At 60.7% G+C, this 18,262-nt stretch carries 13 protein-coding genes; 11 read left to right on the top strand and 2 right to left on the bottom strand.

Annotation, left to right across the window (positions count from 1 at the left end):
• Positions 1 to 16: 16 nt before the first annotated feature.
• From coaD to VUN82_16145, 9 genes are all read left to right on the top strand, one after another.
• The gene (gene coaD, locus VUN82_16185; protein ID XAS70633.1) at positions 17 to 499 is read left to right on the top strand and encodes a pantetheine-phosphate adenylyltransferase; all 483 of its coding nucleotides are present in this window, start codon (positions 17 to 19) and stop codon (positions 497 to 499) included.
• A 183-nt stretch (positions 500 to 682) separates the two neighbouring features.
• Positions 683 to 1,210, top strand: a complete 528-nt coding sequence (locus VUN82_16180) for a DUF177 domain-containing protein (protein ID XAS70632.1) — start codon at positions 683 to 685, stop codon at positions 1,208 to 1,210.
• A gap of 33 nt (positions 1,211 to 1,243) precedes the next feature.
• Entirely contained in the window at positions 1,244 to 1,447 is a 204-nt protein-coding gene (gene rpmF, locus VUN82_16175) for a 50S ribosomal protein L32 (GenBank protein ID XAS70631.1), read from the top strand.
• A 23-nt stretch (positions 1,448 to 1,470) separates the two neighbouring features.
• On the top strand, positions 1,471 to 2,181 hold the full coding sequence (gene rnc / locus VUN82_16170) for a ribonuclease III (protein ID XAS70630.1): 711 nt from the start codon (positions 1,471 to 1,473) through the stop codon (positions 2,179 to 2,181).
• A gap of 19 nt (positions 2,182 to 2,200) precedes the next feature.
• Positions 2,201 to 3,157, top strand: coding sequence for a bifunctional DNA-formamidopyrimidine glycosylase/DNA-(apurinic or apyrimidinic site) lyase (gene mutM, locus VUN82_16165; protein ID XAS70629.1), 957 nt, complete (start codon positions 2,201 to 2,203; stop codon positions 3,155 to 3,157).
• A 46-nt stretch (positions 3,158 to 3,203) separates the two neighbouring features.
• Entirely contained in the window at positions 3,204 to 3,638 is a 435-nt protein-coding gene (locus VUN82_16160; GenBank protein XAS70628.1) for a hypothetical protein, read from the top strand.
• The gene (locus VUN82_16155; GenBank protein XAS70627.1) at positions 3,635 to 4,339 is read left to right on the top strand and encodes a hypothetical protein; all 705 of its coding nucleotides are present in this window, start codon (positions 3,635 to 3,637) and stop codon (positions 4,337 to 4,339) included. The genes VUN82_16160 and VUN82_16155 overlap by 4 nt, the downstream gene beginning before the upstream one ends.
• A gap of 7 nt (positions 4,340 to 4,346) precedes the next feature.
• Complete coding sequence (locus VUN82_16150; GenBank protein ID XAS70626.1) at positions 4,347 to 5,666, top strand: MFS transporter; 1,320 nt, start codon at positions 4,347 to 4,349, stop codon at positions 5,664 to 5,666.
• A complete protein-coding gene (locus VUN82_16145) occupies positions 5,663 to 6,700 on the top strand; it encodes a hypothetical protein (protein XAS70625.1) in 1,038 nt (345 codons plus the stop codon). Before VUN82_16150 ends, VUN82_16145 begins: the two co-directional genes overlap by 4 nt.
• 156 nt (positions 6,701 to 6,856) lie before the next feature.
• Here VUN82_16145 and VUN82_16140 read toward each other — a convergent pair whose 3' ends face one another.
• Positions 6,857 to 11,674: a DUF4082 domain-containing protein gene (locus VUN82_16140; GenBank protein XAS70624.1), complete on the bottom strand. Its 4,818-nt coding sequence runs from the start codon at positions 11,672 to 11,674 to the stop codon at positions 6,857 to 6,859.
• Positions 11,675 to 12,040: 366 nt separating this feature from the next.
• Between VUN82_16140 and smc the strand changes: the two genes are divergently transcribed.
• Both smc and ftsY read left to right on the top strand, forming a co-directional pair.
• Positions 12,041 to 15,622 carry a chromosome segregation protein SMC gene (smc, locus tag VUN82_16135; GenBank protein ID XAS70623.1) on the top strand — a complete coding sequence of 1,194 codons (3,582 nt, stop codon included), beginning with the start codon at positions 12,041 to 12,043 and terminating at the stop codon, positions 15,620 to 15,622.
• Positions 15,623 to 15,642: 20 nt separating this feature from the next.
• Positions 15,643 to 16,851: a signal recognition particle-docking protein FtsY gene (ftsY, locus tag VUN82_16130; GenBank protein XAS70622.1), complete on the top strand. Its 1,209-nt coding sequence runs from the start codon at positions 15,643 to 15,645 to the stop codon at positions 16,849 to 16,851.
• 65 nt (positions 16,852 to 16,916) lie between these two features.
• On the opposite strand, the gene VUN82_16125 is transcribed toward ftsY, so the two are convergent.
• Positions 16,917 to 18,137 carry an MFS transporter gene (locus VUN82_16125; protein XAS70621.1) on the bottom strand — a complete coding sequence of 407 codons (1,221 nt, stop codon included), beginning with the start codon at positions 18,135 to 18,137 and terminating at the stop codon, positions 16,917 to 16,919.
• Between the last annotated feature and the right edge of the window lie 125 nt (positions 18,138 to 18,262).

The raw sequence follows: 18,262 nt of genomic DNA, 5'->3' as shown, positions 1-18,262 counted from the left end.
GGGGTAGGTTCGTGTCATGAGACGTGCGGTATGCCCTGGATCCTTTGACCCTATCCACAACGGACATCTCGAAGTCATCGCGCGGGCGGCAGGCCTGTTTGACGAAGTCATCGTGGCCGTGTCCACCAATTATGCCAAGAAGTACCGCTTCAGCCTCGAAGACCGGATGGAGATGGCCCGCGAGACGCTGGCGTCCCTGCGTGGCATCATCGTTGAGCCCATGGGAGAGGGACTGTTGGCCGAGTACTGCCGGCATCGGGGCGTTTCGGCAATTGTCAAAGGCCTCCGCTCGTCCTCGGACTTTGATTACGAATTGCCGATGGCCACCATGAATCGTCAGCTTACCGGCGTCGAAACTGTCTTCCTGCCGGCAGAAGCGCACTACGTGCACCTTTCCTCCACCTTGATCAAGGAGGTCAATGTATTGGGTGGCGACATTTCTGATTTCGTACCGAAATCTGTGTTGAAGCGCCTCCTCGCTGGCGAGTCTGGAACGTAAGCCTCCCGCAAGGGGGTAGTCTTGATAGGTACCTCGCAGCTTCTTGCGGTGGATCCCAGCTGAAACCATGGCGCTCTTCGCGCGCCCGGCGCCGGTTTGAGTCCTCAGGCTTGATCAGGCTAAGATGGTACGTCGGTCATATGTTCTACAGGAGTTCTCATTAAGCGAGATGCAAGTTCGCCCTTGGCGCTGGTAGTCAAGGACCTTGGACGCAGTCCAGGGACCATGCGGACACTCAACGAACATGTACCTGCGCCAAGTGACCTTGGTGTGGCGCTCATTGGCGTGAAGGAAGGCTCGGATGTCGAGCTGGATCTTCGCCTTGAGGCCGTACACGAAGGAATTCTGGTATCAGGATCCGTAATCGTCGAAGTAACCGGCGAATGCGGTCGATGCCTGGATCCCCTTGCGTATGACCTTGAAGTCAATGTGCAAGAACTTTTCTTCTATGAAGGCGTTGAGCTTTCGGACGAAGAAGACGATGAAGAGCAACGTCGAGTCGAGCACGATCTAATCGATCTTGAGCCGGTGTTGCGGGACGCAGTTGTCACTATGCTGCCGTTCCAGCCGGTGTGCCGGGAAGACTGCCAGGGCCTTTGTTCCGAATGTGGAGCACGCCTGGAAGACGAGCCGGGGCACCACCACGAGGTCATTGACCCTCGCTGGGCTGCCCTAGCTGATCTGGCTAAGACTGACCGGCAAACTGATTAGTAAGTGTTGGACTAAGAGAGAAATGAGATAGCCGTGGCTGTTCCCAAGCGGAAAATGTCTCGCGCAAACACACGCGCCCGCCGTGCCCAGTGGAAGGCAACTGCCCCCAACTTGGTCAAGACCATCGAAAACGGTCAGGTTACTTACAGCCTGCCGCACCAGGCAAAGGTCGTCACTGACTCTGCCGGCACCGCGCTGTTCCTTGAATACAAGGGCCGCAAGGTAGCAGACGCCTAATCTGCCCAATAGGCTGACAAAGGATGTCTTCAACTGAAGAGCTTCTGAAGCGTCTCGGTGTCTCCATTGACACCGAGACGCTTCGTCTTGCTCTGACACATCGCTCATACGCATATGAGAACGGTGGGATTCCCACCAATGAACGTCTTGAGTTCCTCGGCGACTCCATCCTGGGATTCTCTGTGACCGATTCGCTCTACCGCGAGAACCCCGCGCTGCCTGAAGGTGAACTCGCAAAGCGGCGATCCGCCGTCGTGAGTACTCGCGCCCTCGCTGGCATTGGCCGCGAGCTTGGCGTGGGCGAGTTCATCTACCTGGGGCAGGGCGAGAAGCTCACCGATGGGAAGAACAAAGCCTCGATCCTCGCGGATACCATGGAAGCGCTCATTGGTGCCACGTACCTCTCCAACGACATCGAGACGGCACGCCAGCTGGTAATGCGCCTCGTGGGCCCTCTCCTGAAGGACGCCGGCGCCCTTGGAGCCGGTACCGATTGGAAGACGAGCATCCAGGAACTGACCGCCAGCCGCCAACTCGGGGCAATCCACTACGCCGTGGAAGGCTCAGGCCCGGACCACGCGCGTACGTTTGAAGCTGTCCTGAACATCGGCGGGACTCCCTATGGTCGCGGCGCTGGCCATTCGAAGAAGGAAGCGGAGCAGGAAGCTGCCGCCGACGCCTGGCGTGCCCTGACGGCCCTGGACCAAGCTCCTGCTGGACCTGCTTCCGCCTGAAGCCGAGTCCACAAATCCCATGCCTGAACTTCCCGAAGTAGAAGTCGTTCGCCGTGGCCTGGCCCGCTGGGTCCGTGGCCGCACCATTACTGGGGTTGACGTCCTTGACCCCCGCTCGATCCGCAGGCATGACCTTGGCACAGAGGACTTCATTGGGAATCTTGAGCACGCCACGGTGATGGACGTCGTCCGCCGGGGCAAGTTTCTCTGGATGCCGTTGGCCATGGACAGCTCGGATTCCGTTGACAGCACCCTACCCAAGGTAGCGCTGATGGCTCATCTGGGCATGAGCGGACAACTGCTCATGCAAGACCCCAATGTCCCTGACGAGAAGCATCTCAAAGTCAGAATCTGCCTTAGCCCAGTGGACGGCATGCCGGAGCAACTGCGATTTGTGGACCAGCGCATTTTCGGCGGCCTGTTTGTGACGTCCCTGGTGCCAACTCCCGACGGCGGCCCTGGAGGCTTGGGGGAAACGCCCCTGCCCGAGATCGCCGAGGAAGCCGCGCACATTGCGAGGGACCCGCTGGACCCCTGCTTCTCCTTCGACACCTTCTACCGCAAGGTAAAGGGCCGAAAAACTGGCCTGAAGCGGGCGCTGCTGGACCAGTCGGTGATTTCCGGAATCGGCAACATTTATGCGGACGAGGCTCTCTGGCGTGCCCGCCTGCATTACGCCAGGCCAACCGATACGTTGCGACGCGGCGATGCTGTCCGCCTTGTGCAGGCCGCACAAGCGGTCATGGATGCGGCGTTGGCTGCGGGAGGCACGAGCTTTGACTCCTTATATGTCAACGTAAACGGTGATTCGGGATACTTCGCCCGCTCGCTGAATGCCTACGGACGCGCAGGTGAGCTGTGCAGCCGTTGCGAGGCAGCGGGCTTGCACACGATCATCAAACGTGAGCAATTCATGAACCGGTCTTCCTACACATGTCCCGTTTGTCAGCCACGGCCGCGAAACGGGCGTTGGTAGGGCCAAAACTGTTCCGGAATCCGGATCTCAATGGGAGACTGTCCCCATGAAAAGCTTGGCGATTCGGATCGCCATCGCATTGGTTTTCAACGCCATCACGTTGTGGGTGGCGTCAGTTCTTCCCGGGGTCCGTTTGGGAGCCGGGTTTCTTTGGGCCGTCGTGGTGTTCACGGCGGCCACTCTTTTGGTCAAACCCTTGATTCTGGCCCTTTTCCACCGTCGCCACGCGCAGCGGGCGGACAGGCGCACGTGGATCCTCAGCAAGGCCCTGACGGTGGCCGCGGGACTCCTGGCCACCCTGGCAATTCTTCTGGTAACAAGCCTCTTTTCCAACGGTTTCACCATCAACGGCATCTTCGGCTGGATCGGCGCTACCTTGGTGATCTGGTTGGCATCGTTCATTTACGATTTCGTCGACGACGGGCTTGAGGCGAAGGCCCACGAGCTCCTCGGCGGCGCGGCAAGTCCGGGCAAGCCATGATGGCGCGGCGCCTGGTGATCGCGGGCATCTGCCTCGCCGTCCTCATCGCCGCGGTAGCTCTCGTCCTGGACCAGATGGCCTCCAAACCCGGACCGGCAACTGCCCAGAGCTCGGCATCTCCGAGTCCTGGCGGGGATCCCTCGAACGGCAACTCTTCCGGCAACGCCAGTGCGCCTCCCTCCGGCAGCCCGACGTCGGGCAGTTCGTCAAGCGTCCCATCAGACGGTTCAGGTAACGGTTCAGGCGACGGCGGAACAGCAGCCAAGCCGCTGGAGGTCCTGCCTCCTGTGACAGCCACACCCACCGGGCTCCCGGTACCGTCTGCACCGGCCCCACTCATCACTGGTCCATTGCCGAAATCGGGCACAGCGAAGGGCTCGGTGGTCGAGGGCTGGCCCAGCAGCGTTGTGACCCTGCCAGCCGGGACGACGGTGGGCTCCACCAGCATCTCTAGTTCAGGCAACGTCCTGCAGCTGACGGCGGACGGGATCGTGGGCACGTCTCAGGAAGACGTTCTGGGCGCTTTCCGCCAGTCGTTGGTCGGGCAAGGCTTTTGGTCCGAGGATGCGCCCGCGCCGGACGGAGCTCTAGCCGCGAGGTTCGTGCGTGGCACGGACACAGTGACGGTGTCAGTTTCGGTGACCGGAACCGGCGTATCACGCTTCCAGCTTTTGGGCAGCTTGCATACGACGGCGGACTAGGGGCCACATGTACATCTCACTTTCGGATCGCAGCGGTGGAAAACGGGAAAAACCCCGGGGAGCCACGACGGCACTATCCAGCGAGGTGCCGTTTCGTTTGTCCCCGGTCATCTTGTGGCTCGGCCTGGTCAGCATGGTGACGGATGTGTCATCGGAGTCCGTGACGGCAATCCTCCCGCTGTATGTGACAGGCTTCCTGGGCCTTTCAACCATCGCCTTCGGATTCATCGACGGCATTAACCAAGGCGCAAGTGCAATTGTCAGGATCGCGGCGGGCTGGGCCGCGGACCGCAGCGGACATCCGAAACGCATCGCCTTGGCCGGCTACGGGTTGTCCATGCTCGCCAGGATAGGTTTCCTGTTCGCAGGAGGGTTCTGGGCGGTAGCGGCCATTGTGACCGGAGACAGGATCGGCAAAGGCATTCGCACGGCTCCACGTGATGCGCTCATCACTGTTTCAGCGCAACCCGAACACCTGGCCCGTTCCTTTGGCGTCCACAGAATGTTGGACAACATCGGGGCCGCCGCAGGGCCAATGATTGCCTTCCTCGTGCTGCTGATGATCCCCAATGGCTTCAGCACCGTTTTTGTGGTGTCCCTGGCTTTTGCGATCATCGGCGTTGCAGTTCTGGGGCTGGTGGTGCCGGACCTTCGGGCGGATGGGCTGAGAGGGATCAAAGCCACCAGCGGCGCCGAACCAGCAGCCGTCTCCCGGAAGCAACGGCCTCGGCTCTTCGCGTTCTCGTGGAGCCACCTGCGGGAGCCGGGCCTGGGCAAGTTATTGATCTCTGCGGGTCTCCTTGGCTTGCTGACCATTGGTGACGGTTTCATCTACCTGGTACTGCAGGACCGGGATTCCTTTGCGGTTCAGTGGTTTCCGTTGCTTTTCGTCGGAACCAACGTTGTGTTCCTGGCGTTTGCGATTCCACTGGGGCGGCTGGCCGACCGCGTGGGCAGGGTCCCGGTCTTCGTGGGCGGCCATATCGCCCTGCTTGCCTGCTACTTTCTGGCGGCGGCACCTTTCGGTGGCCTATGGAGCACTGTGGGCTGCCTGATCCTTCTTGGCGGGTTCTATGCAGCAACTGACGGAGTGCTGGCGGCCTTGGCCAGCCAGTTGACCCCTCCAGGCAAGCTGGCGACAGGCATCGCCTCCGCACAGACCGTGGTTGCTTTGAGCAGGATGGCGGCCTCGGCCGGTTTTGGCGTTCTCTGGTACGCAGTAGGTGCCTCCACAGCCATGGTTGCCGCCGGAGCGTTGTTGGCATGTGCAGTAGTGGCAGTCGTCTTCATTCTGCCTGGAGCCAGACCCAAGCTGGCCAACGAATGAGCGCTACCTTCATTGGCGGAAGGCTACGGTGGGGCATTCTCCTTGCGGTAACGGCAGTTGTGCTTGCTGCGGCGGGTATTTATGCAGTTGGCGCCTATCAGCGATTTGAGGAGAGCCGCACTGCTGCCCCGTCCGTAGGGGTCAGCGCCGGCCAGCCGTTGCCGGCTGTTCCGTTCGTCCTTTTTCGGAACACGGCAGGCGGACAGGGCTACGGTAATGCCGCTACCGTACCGTTGTCCTCTCCCGACGGCACACGCGCAGTGAGCGAGCAGGCCTGCGACAGGGTCTACGGCACCGCGTCCACGGTAATTTGCCTCAAAACGAACCGCGGCCTCGTGACCGCCTTCGAAGCCGCTGTCCTGGATCGCGACTGGCAACAGCAGCGGGCGTGGCCCGTTCCTGGAATACCGAGCCGAACGCGGATCAGTGCTGACGGGACCATGATTGCCACCACTGTCTTCGTCGCAGGCCATTCCTATGCGACTGCAGGGTTCTCCACCGCTACTGAAATCAACTTCACTGCAAGTGGTTCAGGTGGTTCGGGGAATCTGGAGGATTTCTCCCTGATAGTCAACGGCGAGCGCTTGCAGGCCACGGACAGAAACATCTGGGGGGTCACGTTCGTACCCGGGCAAAGTGATGTTTTCTACGCCACTGCGGCGTCCGCCGGGCGTATCTGGCTTGTTCGCGGCAGCTTGTCGGCCAAGACCCTGACTGCGGTCCACGATAACGTTGAGTGCCCGTCCATCTCACCGGATGGCACGCGGATTGCCTATAAAAAGAACGACGCCGGGCCGTTGACTGCGCACTGGAAGGTAGCACTGCTTGACTTGGCTACAGGACAGGAAACTGTCCTTTCGGAGAAGCGAAGCGTGGATGACCAAGTCGAATGGTTGGACAACCAAAACGTGCTTTACGGATTGGCCGACGAAAACACTCCAGGGGACAGCAACATCTGGAAGCTGGCGACGGATACGGCGTCACAGCCAAGCCTGTTTATCCCCCACGCGTGGTCGCCCAGCGTAATCCGCTGAATTTTGATGCTGCGGGGCTACGTGTGCTGGGTTTGCGAGCATAAGTGCCGACCTCAAATGCCAACGTCCGGCCCTGGAGTTCAGGGGGCCGGACGTTAGCAGTTCGGAGGCGTCAGGGCGTCAGCAGGTTTGAAGAAGGCCGCATATCAAAGCGCCTCACTGGGTGGAGGTTGGGGACGCGGTGGGTGTGGGAGTGGCCGTTGCTGTCGGGGTCGGCGTTTCTGTAGCGCTCGCCTGGGTTTGCGCTGTCGCGGTAGTGGTGGAGTACACAACATCCACAAAGTAGTTCGTGGCGTTCCAGGAGTTTGCAGGCATGACGCCTCCGGAGCCATACCGGTAAAGGCCGTTATTAGGCCCCGAGGCAGTAAAGACACCAGCGGTCCAGGTGGCGTTGAAGAAACCGGAAGTGTAGGAATAGTGGCCGTTAGGTGCGAGGTAAGAAACGACATAAGTTTGGCCCGGGACCAGACTTATCGGGCTGGCCAACAGGGCAGTCTGCCAGCCTGTCGGGGTCTCGTTTGTGAACGTCACTTGAGCCAAGCTGTTGCCCGTGTTGTCCCACAAAGTACCAACGTGGACTCCTGTATTCCCTGTTCCCTTGTAGAAACGAATCCCTGTGATGTTGCCGGCTTGAGCTACGGTGAATGCTGTTCCGAGTTCCACAGAGGAGGAGTCGTCGACAGACGACGTTTGAGGCTCCAAAGCACCAAACATATGGGCAGCAGGATTCATCGTCGTGAATTCCCATTGTATGGGCCCGGCAGCTTGGCCCTGAATGGAAGTGACGCCCGAAACCGCGACGCTCATAGTCGCTCCGTCGGGCAGTGTTGACGACGGAGTGAAGGTGAGGGTCTTGCTGTCCCCGGAAAGAGCGGTGGAGCCCGGCACGGATACTCCATCCGCCGTAACGGTGAGGGAGGCTCCTGACCGGATGGCTGACGAAAAAGTAATCGATGGCTTGGCGTCGCGGGAAACGTCAGATGTTTCGGGTGCCGGCACCTGCGCAGTAACAGTCAGTGGCTGTACTGGTGCCATGAACACCAGATCTACCAAGTAGCTGTATGTTGAAGGTGAGCCGGCGAAGTCGCTGTTGTACGAGAAGGTGCCCGAATTTGACGAAACCTTCAGTGGACCGCTCGTAAAGCCCGTTCCAAACCCGTCTGGAGTAAACGAAAAGATCCCGCTCGGGGATTTGTAATCAACGATGTAGTCTATTCCGGCGCTAATTTGGACAGGTTGGCTGAGCATTGCTGTTTGCCAGCCTGTGGAGGACTCATTTGCGAACGTGGCCGTGGCCAGTAACTGTCCGGTTGCTGTGTAAAGGAAGCCAGTGTGAATACCCGTGTTACCTGGTGCCTTGTAGAATCGGATTCCTGTGACCTCGCCATTTATGTCGCTGGAGAACTTGACACCAAGGCTCAGGGGCACGCCGTCACTGGCTTCTAAAACGGATGGCGTTACAGTGTCCTGATAGAGGGTACACGGGCAAACGCCTTGGATGCGTTGCGCTGGTACAGTACTAAATGACCAACTGGAGTCCGTCAAGGCGCGCCCGGACACTGCGGTAGCGGTCACGCGAGCTGTGAAACTCCCACCGGCGGCGAGTGGCGCTGCAGGAGTGAACGACACCTTGCGCGTAGCACCATCATAGGTGACTGAACCACTCACCGACGCGCCGCTGGAGTCCCGAACGACAAGATCGACAGTCGAACTCTCCACTGGCTCTGAGAGTACAGCGCTGACGACTGCATCAAGAGGCACACTTGAAGATCCCGGGAGGGGCGCTTGGGCACTGAGTGTGAACGCTGGGGGTGGCACATCCACGATCACATCAACCAAGTAACTCGACGTTGATCGGGCACCGGCGAAATCACCGTTGTATGTGTACGCGCCCGCATCCCCGGCGGCCCGCAGTGGACCCACGCTCATACCTTGCCCGAAGCCATTTGGGGTCACCGAATAGATTCCCGAGGATGTTTTGTAGGACACTATATAGTCAGTGTTCGCGGCCATCTGGATCGGCTGACTGAATATTGCAGTCTGCCAGCCAGAGGCACTTTCATTCGCAAACCCAACAGTAGCGAGCTGCTGCCCTGAACCCGTGTATAGGGCACCGTAGTGGGTGTCGGTGTTTCCCAAAGACTTGTAGAAACGCATACCCAGCACTTGTCCGGCAGCTACGCTGGAGAACCGGACTCCCAGTGTCAAGGGCACACCCTCACGCACTTCGGCGATGCCCGGAGTTACCGAATCATTGAAGAGGCTACACGGGCAATCCCCTGGGACGGGCAGTGTAGCTGCGGTTGTGAAGGCCCACGTGCCACCGGCCGTAACGGGGCCGCCGGCCGAGTCTGTACCCGACAAAGTTGCCGTAAACTGCGTGCTGAATGCCAAGGCCGTGGATGGCGTAAACGTTGCCCGTCGGGTTGTAGCGTCGTATGTGGTTGTACCAGCTATTTGCCCAGATGAAGACTCCAGTGTCAGTTGCACGCTGGAGGACGTGACAGGTTTCGAGAACACGCCGGTCACCTTTGTCGCTACGGAAACGCTCGACGACGATGGGTAAGGCGTTTGCCCGGATACGGTCATGGGTGAGTTGTCAACTGTGCTGAATACAGCGTCCGCGAAGTAGTTCCCACCGTTGAAACTCGCAGTCGGAAAGCCTGGGGAAGTGCTGTAGACTCCGGCGGGTTCAGAGCCGAATCCGCCGGCGACGGTAAGGGGTCCGTCTGGCGAGCCGACGCTCGCCCACTGAAAGTCCCTTGTTGAATAGTGTCCGTTAGGTGCCCAGTAGGAGACCGTGTACTTTTGCCCGGCAGCGACGGCCACTGGGTGACTGAACAAGGTAGTCTGCCAACCCGATTCCGTTTCATTGGTGAAGGTGGCCTGGGCCAGGCGCTCGCCGGAGGAGCTCCAAAGTGAGCCGGTGTGAACCCCTGTGTTGGAGCCGCTCTTGTAGAAACGGACACCGGTGATGAAGCCGTCCACCGAGGGACTGAAACGAAGCCCCATCTCATAGGCCCCACCGTCCCCGGAGTCCTGGATGGCTGGAACCGTCTGGCCAAAAACACTATAGGGTCCGCTCACGGTCAGGTTGCGTACGGCAGCAGTGCCAATGTTGGCGCTGTCGTCCATGGCTCGAACCTGGATGGTCGCCGCCGCGAAGCCCTTTTGGATATAGGTGTAGGTCCATGTCGACTTCCCCGTGGCCGGGTGCCATGTGGCACCGCCGTCCGTTGAAACCTCTACGCCAGCGACTACACCGCCAACATCGGAGGCCGTTCCAGTGACCGTCACGTTGACGCCGTGGGCGACGGTTGCAGCGTTTACTGGTGCGTTGATGACGACCGAGGGCCCACTCTTGTCTGTGCTGGCGGCCGCGGCAACCAGACCGGCGGCCCGCGAGGAGGGTTGCGCGTCCATATCGGCCAAGAGGTTGACCTGCGCCTGGCGCATTCTTGTATCCGCGGCTGGACCGCCACCGTCATGTACTTGATCCAGGCCCCAGGTCCACTGGACACTGCCTGCCGAAAAGACCAGCGCCCCACTAGCCGCACGGTAGAGCGTGACGTGGTGCGTGGTGCGTCCAGGTTGAACCGTGTTCCCGAAATCCTGAAGATACTGGGGGACGTCTCCTACGGTAGTCGACAACTGGATCAATCCAGCTGGACGAAAGCCATTGTCCAGGTCTTCGTCGGACTCATAGCCGATGGTGCTCTGTGCAAGCTGCGCAGACGTCCCGGACGGTAAGGAAGCCAAAGACGTATTTCGCCACAGTCTGGCCTTGCCTTCCGCGGCACTGACTGTGACGGGAAGATCTGAGAAATTGGACATGTAGGCGGTTCCAGTGAGTCCGTTCTCCGGAAGACCACCTCCATTGGCTTGAGAGGCAAAGCGGGGATCACGCCAAGTGCCCGTCCAGCCGGTGCTGGGATCTATTTTGCTGTTGGCCCAGGTCTCCTTGTAACACGTCAGCGTACGTCCAGCGGTTCCATCAACAGGGGAAGGTTCATAGCGAGTGCGCCAGTACATTTCGTTGCCCGAAAGGAACTGCAGATTAACACCAGCATCCCGCGCCGCAGTGACATTGGTCCGCTGGGCGCCGGACCAATACTCATCGTGGCCAACTGAGAGAAACACCTTATGGTTGAGCAGCTCGGAACCCCGGCTGTCGGTGTCGAGGCCGCTGATGTAGCTAACGTCGTACCCGTTCTGCTCTAGGAACCGCACCATGGGATATTCGTTGGAGAAGTAAAAGTCGCGTCCACCGGTCCCGTCCCGGGTTGTTACCGGACGGTTATAACTGACTTTGTACGAACGGCCATGGGCTGCACCTTGGTACAAATCCGACCCGCCGTAGGTGTTGTATGCCTGCCATGTCGAGTCTGAAGTTTGGAACACCACATCTGAATGACTCCCGTCTGCGCGGACTATAAACGTAATGTGGCTCTGATCTCCATTGTCGGCCCGGGTCAGCAAAGCGAGGTATACCCCTGAAACGGCCGTTGGAGGCACCTGCCAGGTAGCCGAGACAGCCCAATTTGCACAATCGTACAATTCGGTGGTCAGATCGCTGATGCACGGGGGCTGGTTTTGCCGGAAAGCCGACGGCGTTACGTTAGCGATCTTGCGAGCCCCGTCGCCCCCATACCACCCTGTCCGATATATCGCGATTGTGTAGCTTGGCGCATCCGTATCGATCTTGAAACGAATGGGCTGCCCGGCATTGACGCTGATTTCCGTGGAGAAGCCTTGGATGCTGTCGTCACCTGCGCCAACAATGTCCCACTCTGAAGGTGGACTTCCGGGTTTGGAATTTTCACACACCACAGGATTCATTCCGGGGTCGCATGGTCCCGCTGCGACGGCCGCCGGGGCAGTAAGAGGCAGCAAAGCTGCAACCATGGCAATCACCAAAGGCAAGAGAAAACCTTTGAGGACTTGCTGTGGTCGGGTAGCTGAAGGACCGGTCATCAGAACTCCTGGAGTGGTACGCCAATTGCGAATATGGGTCCGCGTTTAGCGCACGGTCCCTGCTTGCCGCTCCCCAGCCAGGGTCAAACCAAGATCTTCAGTTATGGAATATGGGTTCTGCACTTGGATGATCGTTTCCGAATATCTGAACCGTATCCAGCCTTTACCCGAGGGACCTTCAGGTAGAAGCCGGATCACCGGAGCGAATCCGCCAAGTAACCCTTGGCAGGAGTGTAGGGGCGCAGCATCCCTGCCGCAAGGCTTTCCCGTTACAGATCCATGGATTTCGGCCAAACGGCAGTAGATTTAGGGAGACACAGCCGCCCGCAGGGGCTGACAACGGGCCATCCAGGAGAACCAACCACCTTGCATTTGAAAAGTCTGACTGTCCGCGGATTCAAGTCGTTTGCGTCGGCCACGACGTTCGACTTCGAGCCCGGCGTCACCGCGGTCGTCGGTCCGAACGGCTCGGGCAAGTCCAACGTCGTGGATGCCTTGGCATGGGTAATGGGGGAGCAAGGCGCCAAGACGCTGCGCGGTGGAAAAATGGAAGATGTCATCTTTGCCGGCACATCGGGCAGGCCTCCGTTGGGACGCGCCCACGTTTCCCTGACCATCGACAACGCGGACAACGCGCTTCCCATTGAGTACAGCGAAGTCACGATTTCCCGGACACTGTTCCGGACGGGAGGCTCCGAATACGCCATCAACGGTGCGCCTTGCCGGCTCCTGGACATCCAGGAGCTTTTGTCCGATTCCGGACTGGGACGCGAGATGCACGTGATAGTGGGCCAAGGCCAGCTGGACCGGGTACTGCACGCGACGCCTGAAGACCGTCGCGGTTTCATTGAGGAAGCCGCAGGTATCCTCAAGCACCGGCGCCGCAAGGAAAAAACCGTCCGCAAGCTCGAAGCCATGCAGGCCAACCTCGCCCGACTTGGCGATCTCACCGCAGAGATCCGCCGCCAACTCACGCCCTTGGGCAAGCAGGCAGAAATCGCCCGGCGTGCACAAACAGTCCAATTCGATGTCAGGGATGCCCGCGCCCGGCTCCTCGCCGACGACCTCGTTGCACTGACATCGAGCCTGGAACAGGATGTCGCAGACGAAGCCGCCCTCAAGGAACGCCGGCAGGTGGTCGAGGCAGAACTGGGCCATGGCCGACGACGCCAGGCCGCATTGGAGCAGCAAGCAGCCGAAGCAACCCCCCGGCTCAATGCAGCAAGGGACAACTGGTACCAGCTGTCAGCAGGCCGTGAGCGGCTCCGCTCGCTGGGTTCCCTGGCAGCCGAGCGTCGTCGGCTGCTGGGCTCATCAGAAGCCTTGCCGGACGCCGGTCGGGACCCCGAACAGCTGGAGCGCCAGGCGGCGAAGGTCCGCGGGGAACAGGCCGTCTTGGAACACGACATCCTTGCCAAGCAGGCCGCCCTCCTGGAGGCAACAGTGGCGAAGGATTCTGCGGAGGCACTCGCAGCCGCCGAGGACAAACGGCTGACGGCCATGTTAAGGGCAGCAGCTGACCGCCGCGAAGGGCTCGCCAGGCTCGCGGGCCAGGTCGCGGCCGCACGCTCCAGGGCAGAAGCGGCGGAGGCGGAGCGTGGCCGACTCCGCGAATCATTGGCCGCGGGCAACGAGCGACGCCGGCACGCCCAGAGCGAATTCGCAGCACTCGAATCCCAGGTTGCAGGGGTTGAAGACGGCGAAGAGAGCCTTGACGCCGAGTACGAGAATGCCACTGAGGCCCTGGACGCCGTGCTGGCGGACATCGAAGAGCTGAAATCCGCAGAACGGGAAGCACTTCGCCAACGGGATGCCCTGACCGCCCGCCGGGACGCTCTCCTTTTGGGTCTCAACCGCAAGGACGGCTCGGAGCGCCTGCTCTCCGGAGATGTCCAAGGGATCCTGGGGCCGCTTGCCGGGATGCTGGCCATTGAGCCAGGTTATGAGGCCGCGATAGCAGCGGCGTTGGGCTCTGCTTCGGACGCGCTCGTGGTCGGGGACTCCGCTGACGCGGTGGCCGCGATCCAACTGTTAAAAGCGGACGACGCCGGCAGGGCCGCGCTGCTGTTGGCTGACGTTTGGCCTGGGGCTACTGAAGCGTCCTCCTTACAGCTCCCGGCTGGCTGCAGATGGGCGGTGGACGTCCTCAAGGTCACGGAACCGGCTGCCCAAGGTGCCTTGGCCCTGCTGGCCGGGATCGCCGTCGTCGATGATCCGGCAGGTGCTGCAGCCTTGATTGGTGGGCACCCCGAACTCAAGGTGGTCACCCGTGCAGGGGATGTTTTCACGTCGCTGACCGCCCAGGGCGGTTCGGCCACCGCGCCCTCCCTGCTGGAGATCCAGGCAGCAGTGGACGAGGCTGTTGCCGGGCTCCAGGAGGTAACTGCCCGGTTGGAACGGGGACGGTTTGCCTTGGCTGGCGCTGAAGCCCGCCGGGCCGAGGCGCAAGACCGGGCCGATGCTGCCTTGGAAAGGCTGCATGAATCCGATGCCCGCCTTGCCGCCGTGGCAGAGCGCCTGGGGCACTTGAACTCACTTCTTCGCAGTGCAGTGGGTGAAAGCGAACGCCTGGAGTCTTCGCTGGCGCGCGCGGAAGCGAACATTGCAGAAGCCAGGTTGGACCTTGAAGTCGCGGCCGAGCGGCTCGCCGCCGCCCAGGAAGCTCCCGACGAGGAACCCTCCACCGACCAGCGGGATGAACTCGCGGCGCAGGCGAGGTTGGCCCGTTCCAACGAAATGGAAGCCCGTCTTGCCCTGCGCACTGCAGAAGAGCAATTGGGGGCCATCGCTGGCCGGGCGGCCTCCCTGGAACGCGCAGCAGCTACGGAGCGGCGGGCCCGTGAAGAAGCCGCGCGCCGGGCGCAGAGGCGGCGCGCCCAAGCCCAACGTGCTGGTGCAGTGGTGTCGGCCGTTGAGCAAGCGCTTCGTTTCATCGATATATCAGTGGATCTCGCGGCCCGTGAACGCGACGTTGCCGAGCAAGCACGCGAGCAACTGGAGAGGGAACTGTCCGGCGTACGCTCCGGCAACGAGTCGCTGGCAAAGGAACTCGCCGAACTTACCGACTCTGTGCACAAGGATGAGATGGCCAGGACCCAACAGCGTCTTCGCATCGAAGCGTTGGAGGCCCGCTCCATCGAGGAACTCGGATTATCGGCCGAACAGCTCATTGCAGATTACGGCCCCGATCAACCTGTCCCACAGCCGGCAGCCGCAACCACGGACAAATGGGCGGAACTCCGCGCACCGGTAGACGAAGCGGGTGTACCGCTCGTGGAAGGAATTCCCTTCGACCGGGCGGAGCAGGAGAAAAGACTAAAAAAGGCCGAGCGTGAATTGGCGGCACTGGGCAAGGTCAACCCTCTGGCGCTGGAAGAGTTTGCCGCCCTTGAGGAGCGTCACCAGTTCCTCAGTTCCCAACTGGAGGACCTCAAGTCCAGCCGGAAGGACTTGCTGGACATCATCAAAGAAGTCGATAACCGCGTCCAACAGGTCTTCACCGAAGCCTTTGCCGATACCTCAGCGCAGTTTGACCGCGTCTTTGCACGGCTCTTCCCCGGAGGCGAGGGCAGACTGGTCCTGACGGATCCGGACGACATGCTGACCACTGGGATCGAGGTGGAAGCCAGGCCGGCAGGTAAGAAGATCAAGAGGTTGTCCTTGCTCTCCGGCGGCGAACGGTCACTCACAGCTGTGGCACTGCTGGTGGCGATCTTCAAAGCCAGGCCGTCGCCTTTTTACGTCATGGACGAAGTGGAAGCGGCCTTGGACGACACCAACTTGAGCCGGCTCATCACGATTTTCGAAGAGCTTCGGGAGTCCAGTCAGTTGATCGTCATCACGCACCAGAAGCGCACCATGGAAGTCGCGGATGCCCTCTACGGCGTCACGATGCGTGGCGACGGGGTGTCCACCGTCATCAGCCAACGGCTCGGTGCCGGGGCATAGCTTTATGAGAAGGTAGGGGAGTGAACGATTTCCTACCCATAATTCTGTCCATTCTCGCTGCGCTCGTCGTGGTCGGCGGGCTGGTGCCGGTACTGATGAAGGCCCGGAAGTCCGGCGCCAACTACCCTGGAACGCGGGACGCCAATGACCCCGTTCAGTCATCGGCCGCAGGCAGCGGAACCCTTGTGGAGGACCGGCCGGACGCCGTTACAGCACCTCCTGCCCCAACCTTCGACGGACGAGTCGAAGGTGCCGATGTTCCGGATGACGCCGCCGGCTTGGAGACCATCGCAGTAGAGACGCCGGCGCCTGTGGAAGGCCGCCTCACTCGCCTCCGCGCCCGTTTGGTGAAATCGAACAACATTCTGGGCAAGGGTCTGCTGGCTCTGCTGTCCGGGGACAAAATTGATGAGAACGTGTGGGACGAGGTTGAGGAGACACTGCTCCTTGCCGATCTCGGCACCGAGCCCACCATGCAGTTGGTTGATGCCCTCCGGGAACGCGTGAAGGTGCTGGGCACCCGCAGTCCCGAGGATGTCAAGGCCATGCTCCGTGAAGAACTCATCAAGCTCGTGGATCCCACCATGGACCGTTCCCTCAACGTCGAGCGCAAGGGTGACCGACCCGCCGTCGTGCTTGTTGTTGGTGTCAACGGTGTGGGCAAGACCACAACGGTTGGCAAGCTGGCGCGCGTGCTGGTGGCCGAGGACAAGGACGTGCTGCTCGGTGCTGCGGACACTTTCCGCGCCGCAGCTGCTGAGCAGTTGGCCACATGGGGCCAGCGTGTCGGCGTACCCACCGTTAAGTCAGACATCGATGGCGCCGATCCTGCCTCCGTTGCCTACGAAGCTGTCAAAGCGGGCATCGACCAGGAGGTCGACGTCGTCATGGTGGATACCGCCGGACGCCTGCAGAACAAGACCGGCTTGATGGACGAACTCGGCAAGGTCAAGCGAGTCATCGAGAAACTGGCCGAGGTGGACGAGGTCCTGCTGGTCCTGGACGCCACCACGGGTCAGAACGGTCTGAACCAAGCACGCGTCTTTGCTGAAGTGGTCAACATCACAGGCATTGTGCTGACCAAATTGGACGGCACGGCCAAGGGCGGCATTGTGGTCGCTATCCAGAAGTCCCTCGGTGTGCCCGTCAAGCTCATCGGCCTCGGCGAAGGTCCAGACGACCTCGCACCGTTCGATGCTGAGGGCTTTGTGGACGCCCTGCTTAACTAGCGCCGGCGCCCAACTGACTGACAGTAGTGGTTGTTTTGAGTGATCAAAGCAACCACTACTGTCAGTCAGTTTTTGCTTTTAAGAGGTTCGCGCGCAAGGAGCCATGCCAGGGCCGTAAGCAGCAGCACTCCGCCGGTGACAGCAAATGCAAGTCCGTAGCCGAAGCGATCGGCGAGGATTCCAGCCACGACGGGCCCGATGATGGCTCCGGTATCTGCGGCCATCTGGAAGACTGCCAGCACCTTGCCACCGGAGCGCCCCCGGCCAATGACGTCAGCGACAGCAGCCTGCTGCGCCGGGCCCAGCAAGCCGGAACCGAAGCCGGCCACGGCGGAAGCAGCGAAGAATGCCGGAAGATCTGTCGTCAAACCGATGATTCCAGTGGCGAGGCCAGTGATGACAAGGCCGGGAATGAGCAGGGGCTTCCTTCCCCAGGCATCGGCGAGGCGCCCGGAGAACGTCAAAGCGAGGGCATTGCCTACAGCAAAGACGGCCAAAGCCCATGCCGCGGTCTCCGGTCGCGACTGAAGTGCCGCGACGGCAAAGAGCGGAATCGTGGCCATCCGCACACCAAAAGTCACCCAACCATTACCAAAACTGGAAAACACAGCCGCCCGGTACGCTGAATCCGCCAGCGCCTCCTTTAACGTCATGGGCCGAGCGTGGGTGGCATCCTGGCCGGGCGTACCCTCGCCGCTGAGCATTGTGCGGACCACCAGTGCTGCAACGAGCAAGGCCGCCGCGTAGGCAAGGAACGGTACCCGAAGGCCGAAGCCAGCCAGCAGGCCACCAACAACCGGGCCCAGGACACTCCCAATCAGAAAGGCCGACGCGTATGCGCCCGAAACACGGCCCCTTCGTTCCGGCGGTGCCAAACGGATGAGCAGCCCCATGGCGGCGACTGTAAACATGACGGAACCCGCTCCGCCGAGCCCCCGGAAAATCAGCAGCTGCCAATAGTTCTGGGCGAAAGCACAGGCGGCAGTGGAAGCGGCAACGATCAGCAGGCCGGACACATACACGTTCCGTTCGCCGAAGCGTCCGATGAGCGAGCCCCCTGCCGGGGCGAAAACCAACCGCATGAAAGCGAAAATGCTGACAATGACGGCGGCAGCGGTGGCTCCGACGTCGAAGGTGGTGGCGAATTGAGGGAGTACCGGTGCTACCAGCCCGAAGCCCAGCGCAATTAAGAACGCTGCAGCCAACATCACCTTGATGTCGCGGGGCAGCGGTTCCTTCTCCCGCCGGATCCTTGGATCTTCAACGGATCTGGGCGACTCAGTCATGTGGTGCGGGTCCTTCAATTCTGTGTATTTGCGGTGAAGTGTGACGCATGAAACATATCCGTAACAACGGTGATATGCACCATTTACGTTGGGGAGGTTGTTGTAACGAGCCTGCAATGTAAAAC

Source organism: Micrococcaceae bacterium Sec5.1 (assembly GCA_039636795.1).
Lineage (GTDB): Bacteria > Actinomycetota > Actinomycetes > Actinomycetales > Micrococcaceae > Arthrobacter.
This window is presented reverse-complemented; position numbering and strand designations above follow the sequence as displayed.

What these genes read in the sequence shown, in the direction of transcription:
- coaD (XAS70633.1), top strand. Translation starts at nt 17, where the DNA reads ATGAGACGTGCGGTATGCCCTGGATCCTTTGACCCTATCCACAACGGA.
- rnc (XAS70630.1), top strand. Translation starts at nt 1,471, where the DNA reads ATGTCTTCAACTGAAGAGCTTCTGAAGCGTCTCGGTGTCTCCATTGAC.
- mutM (XAS70629.1), top strand. Translation starts at nt 2,201, where the DNA reads ATGCCTGAACTTCCCGAAGTAGAAGTCGTTCGCCGTGGCCTGGCCCGC.
- VUN82_16160 (XAS70628.1), top strand. Translation starts at nt 3,204, where the DNA reads ATGAAAAGCTTGGCGATTCGGATCGCCATCGCATTGGTTTTCAACGCC.
- VUN82_16155 (XAS70627.1), top strand. Translation starts at nt 3,635, where the DNA reads ATGATGGCGCGGCGCCTGGTGATCGCGGGCATCTGCCTCGCCGTCCTC.
- VUN82_16150 (XAS70626.1), top strand. Translation starts at nt 4,347, where the DNA reads ATGTACATCTCACTTTCGGATCGCAGCGGTGGAAAACGGGAAAAACCC.
- VUN82_16145 (XAS70625.1), top strand. Translation starts at nt 5,663, where the DNA reads ATGAGCGCTACCTTCATTGGCGGAAGGCTACGGTGGGGCATTCTCCTT.
- VUN82_16140 (XAS70624.1), bottom strand. Translation starts at nt 11,674, where the DNA reads ATGACCGGTCCTTCAGCTACCCGACCACAGCAAGTCCTCAAAGGTTTT.
- VUN82_16125 (XAS70621.1), bottom strand. Translation starts at nt 18,137, where the DNA reads ATGACTGAGTCGCCCAGATCCGTTGAAGATCCAAGGATCCGGCGGGAG.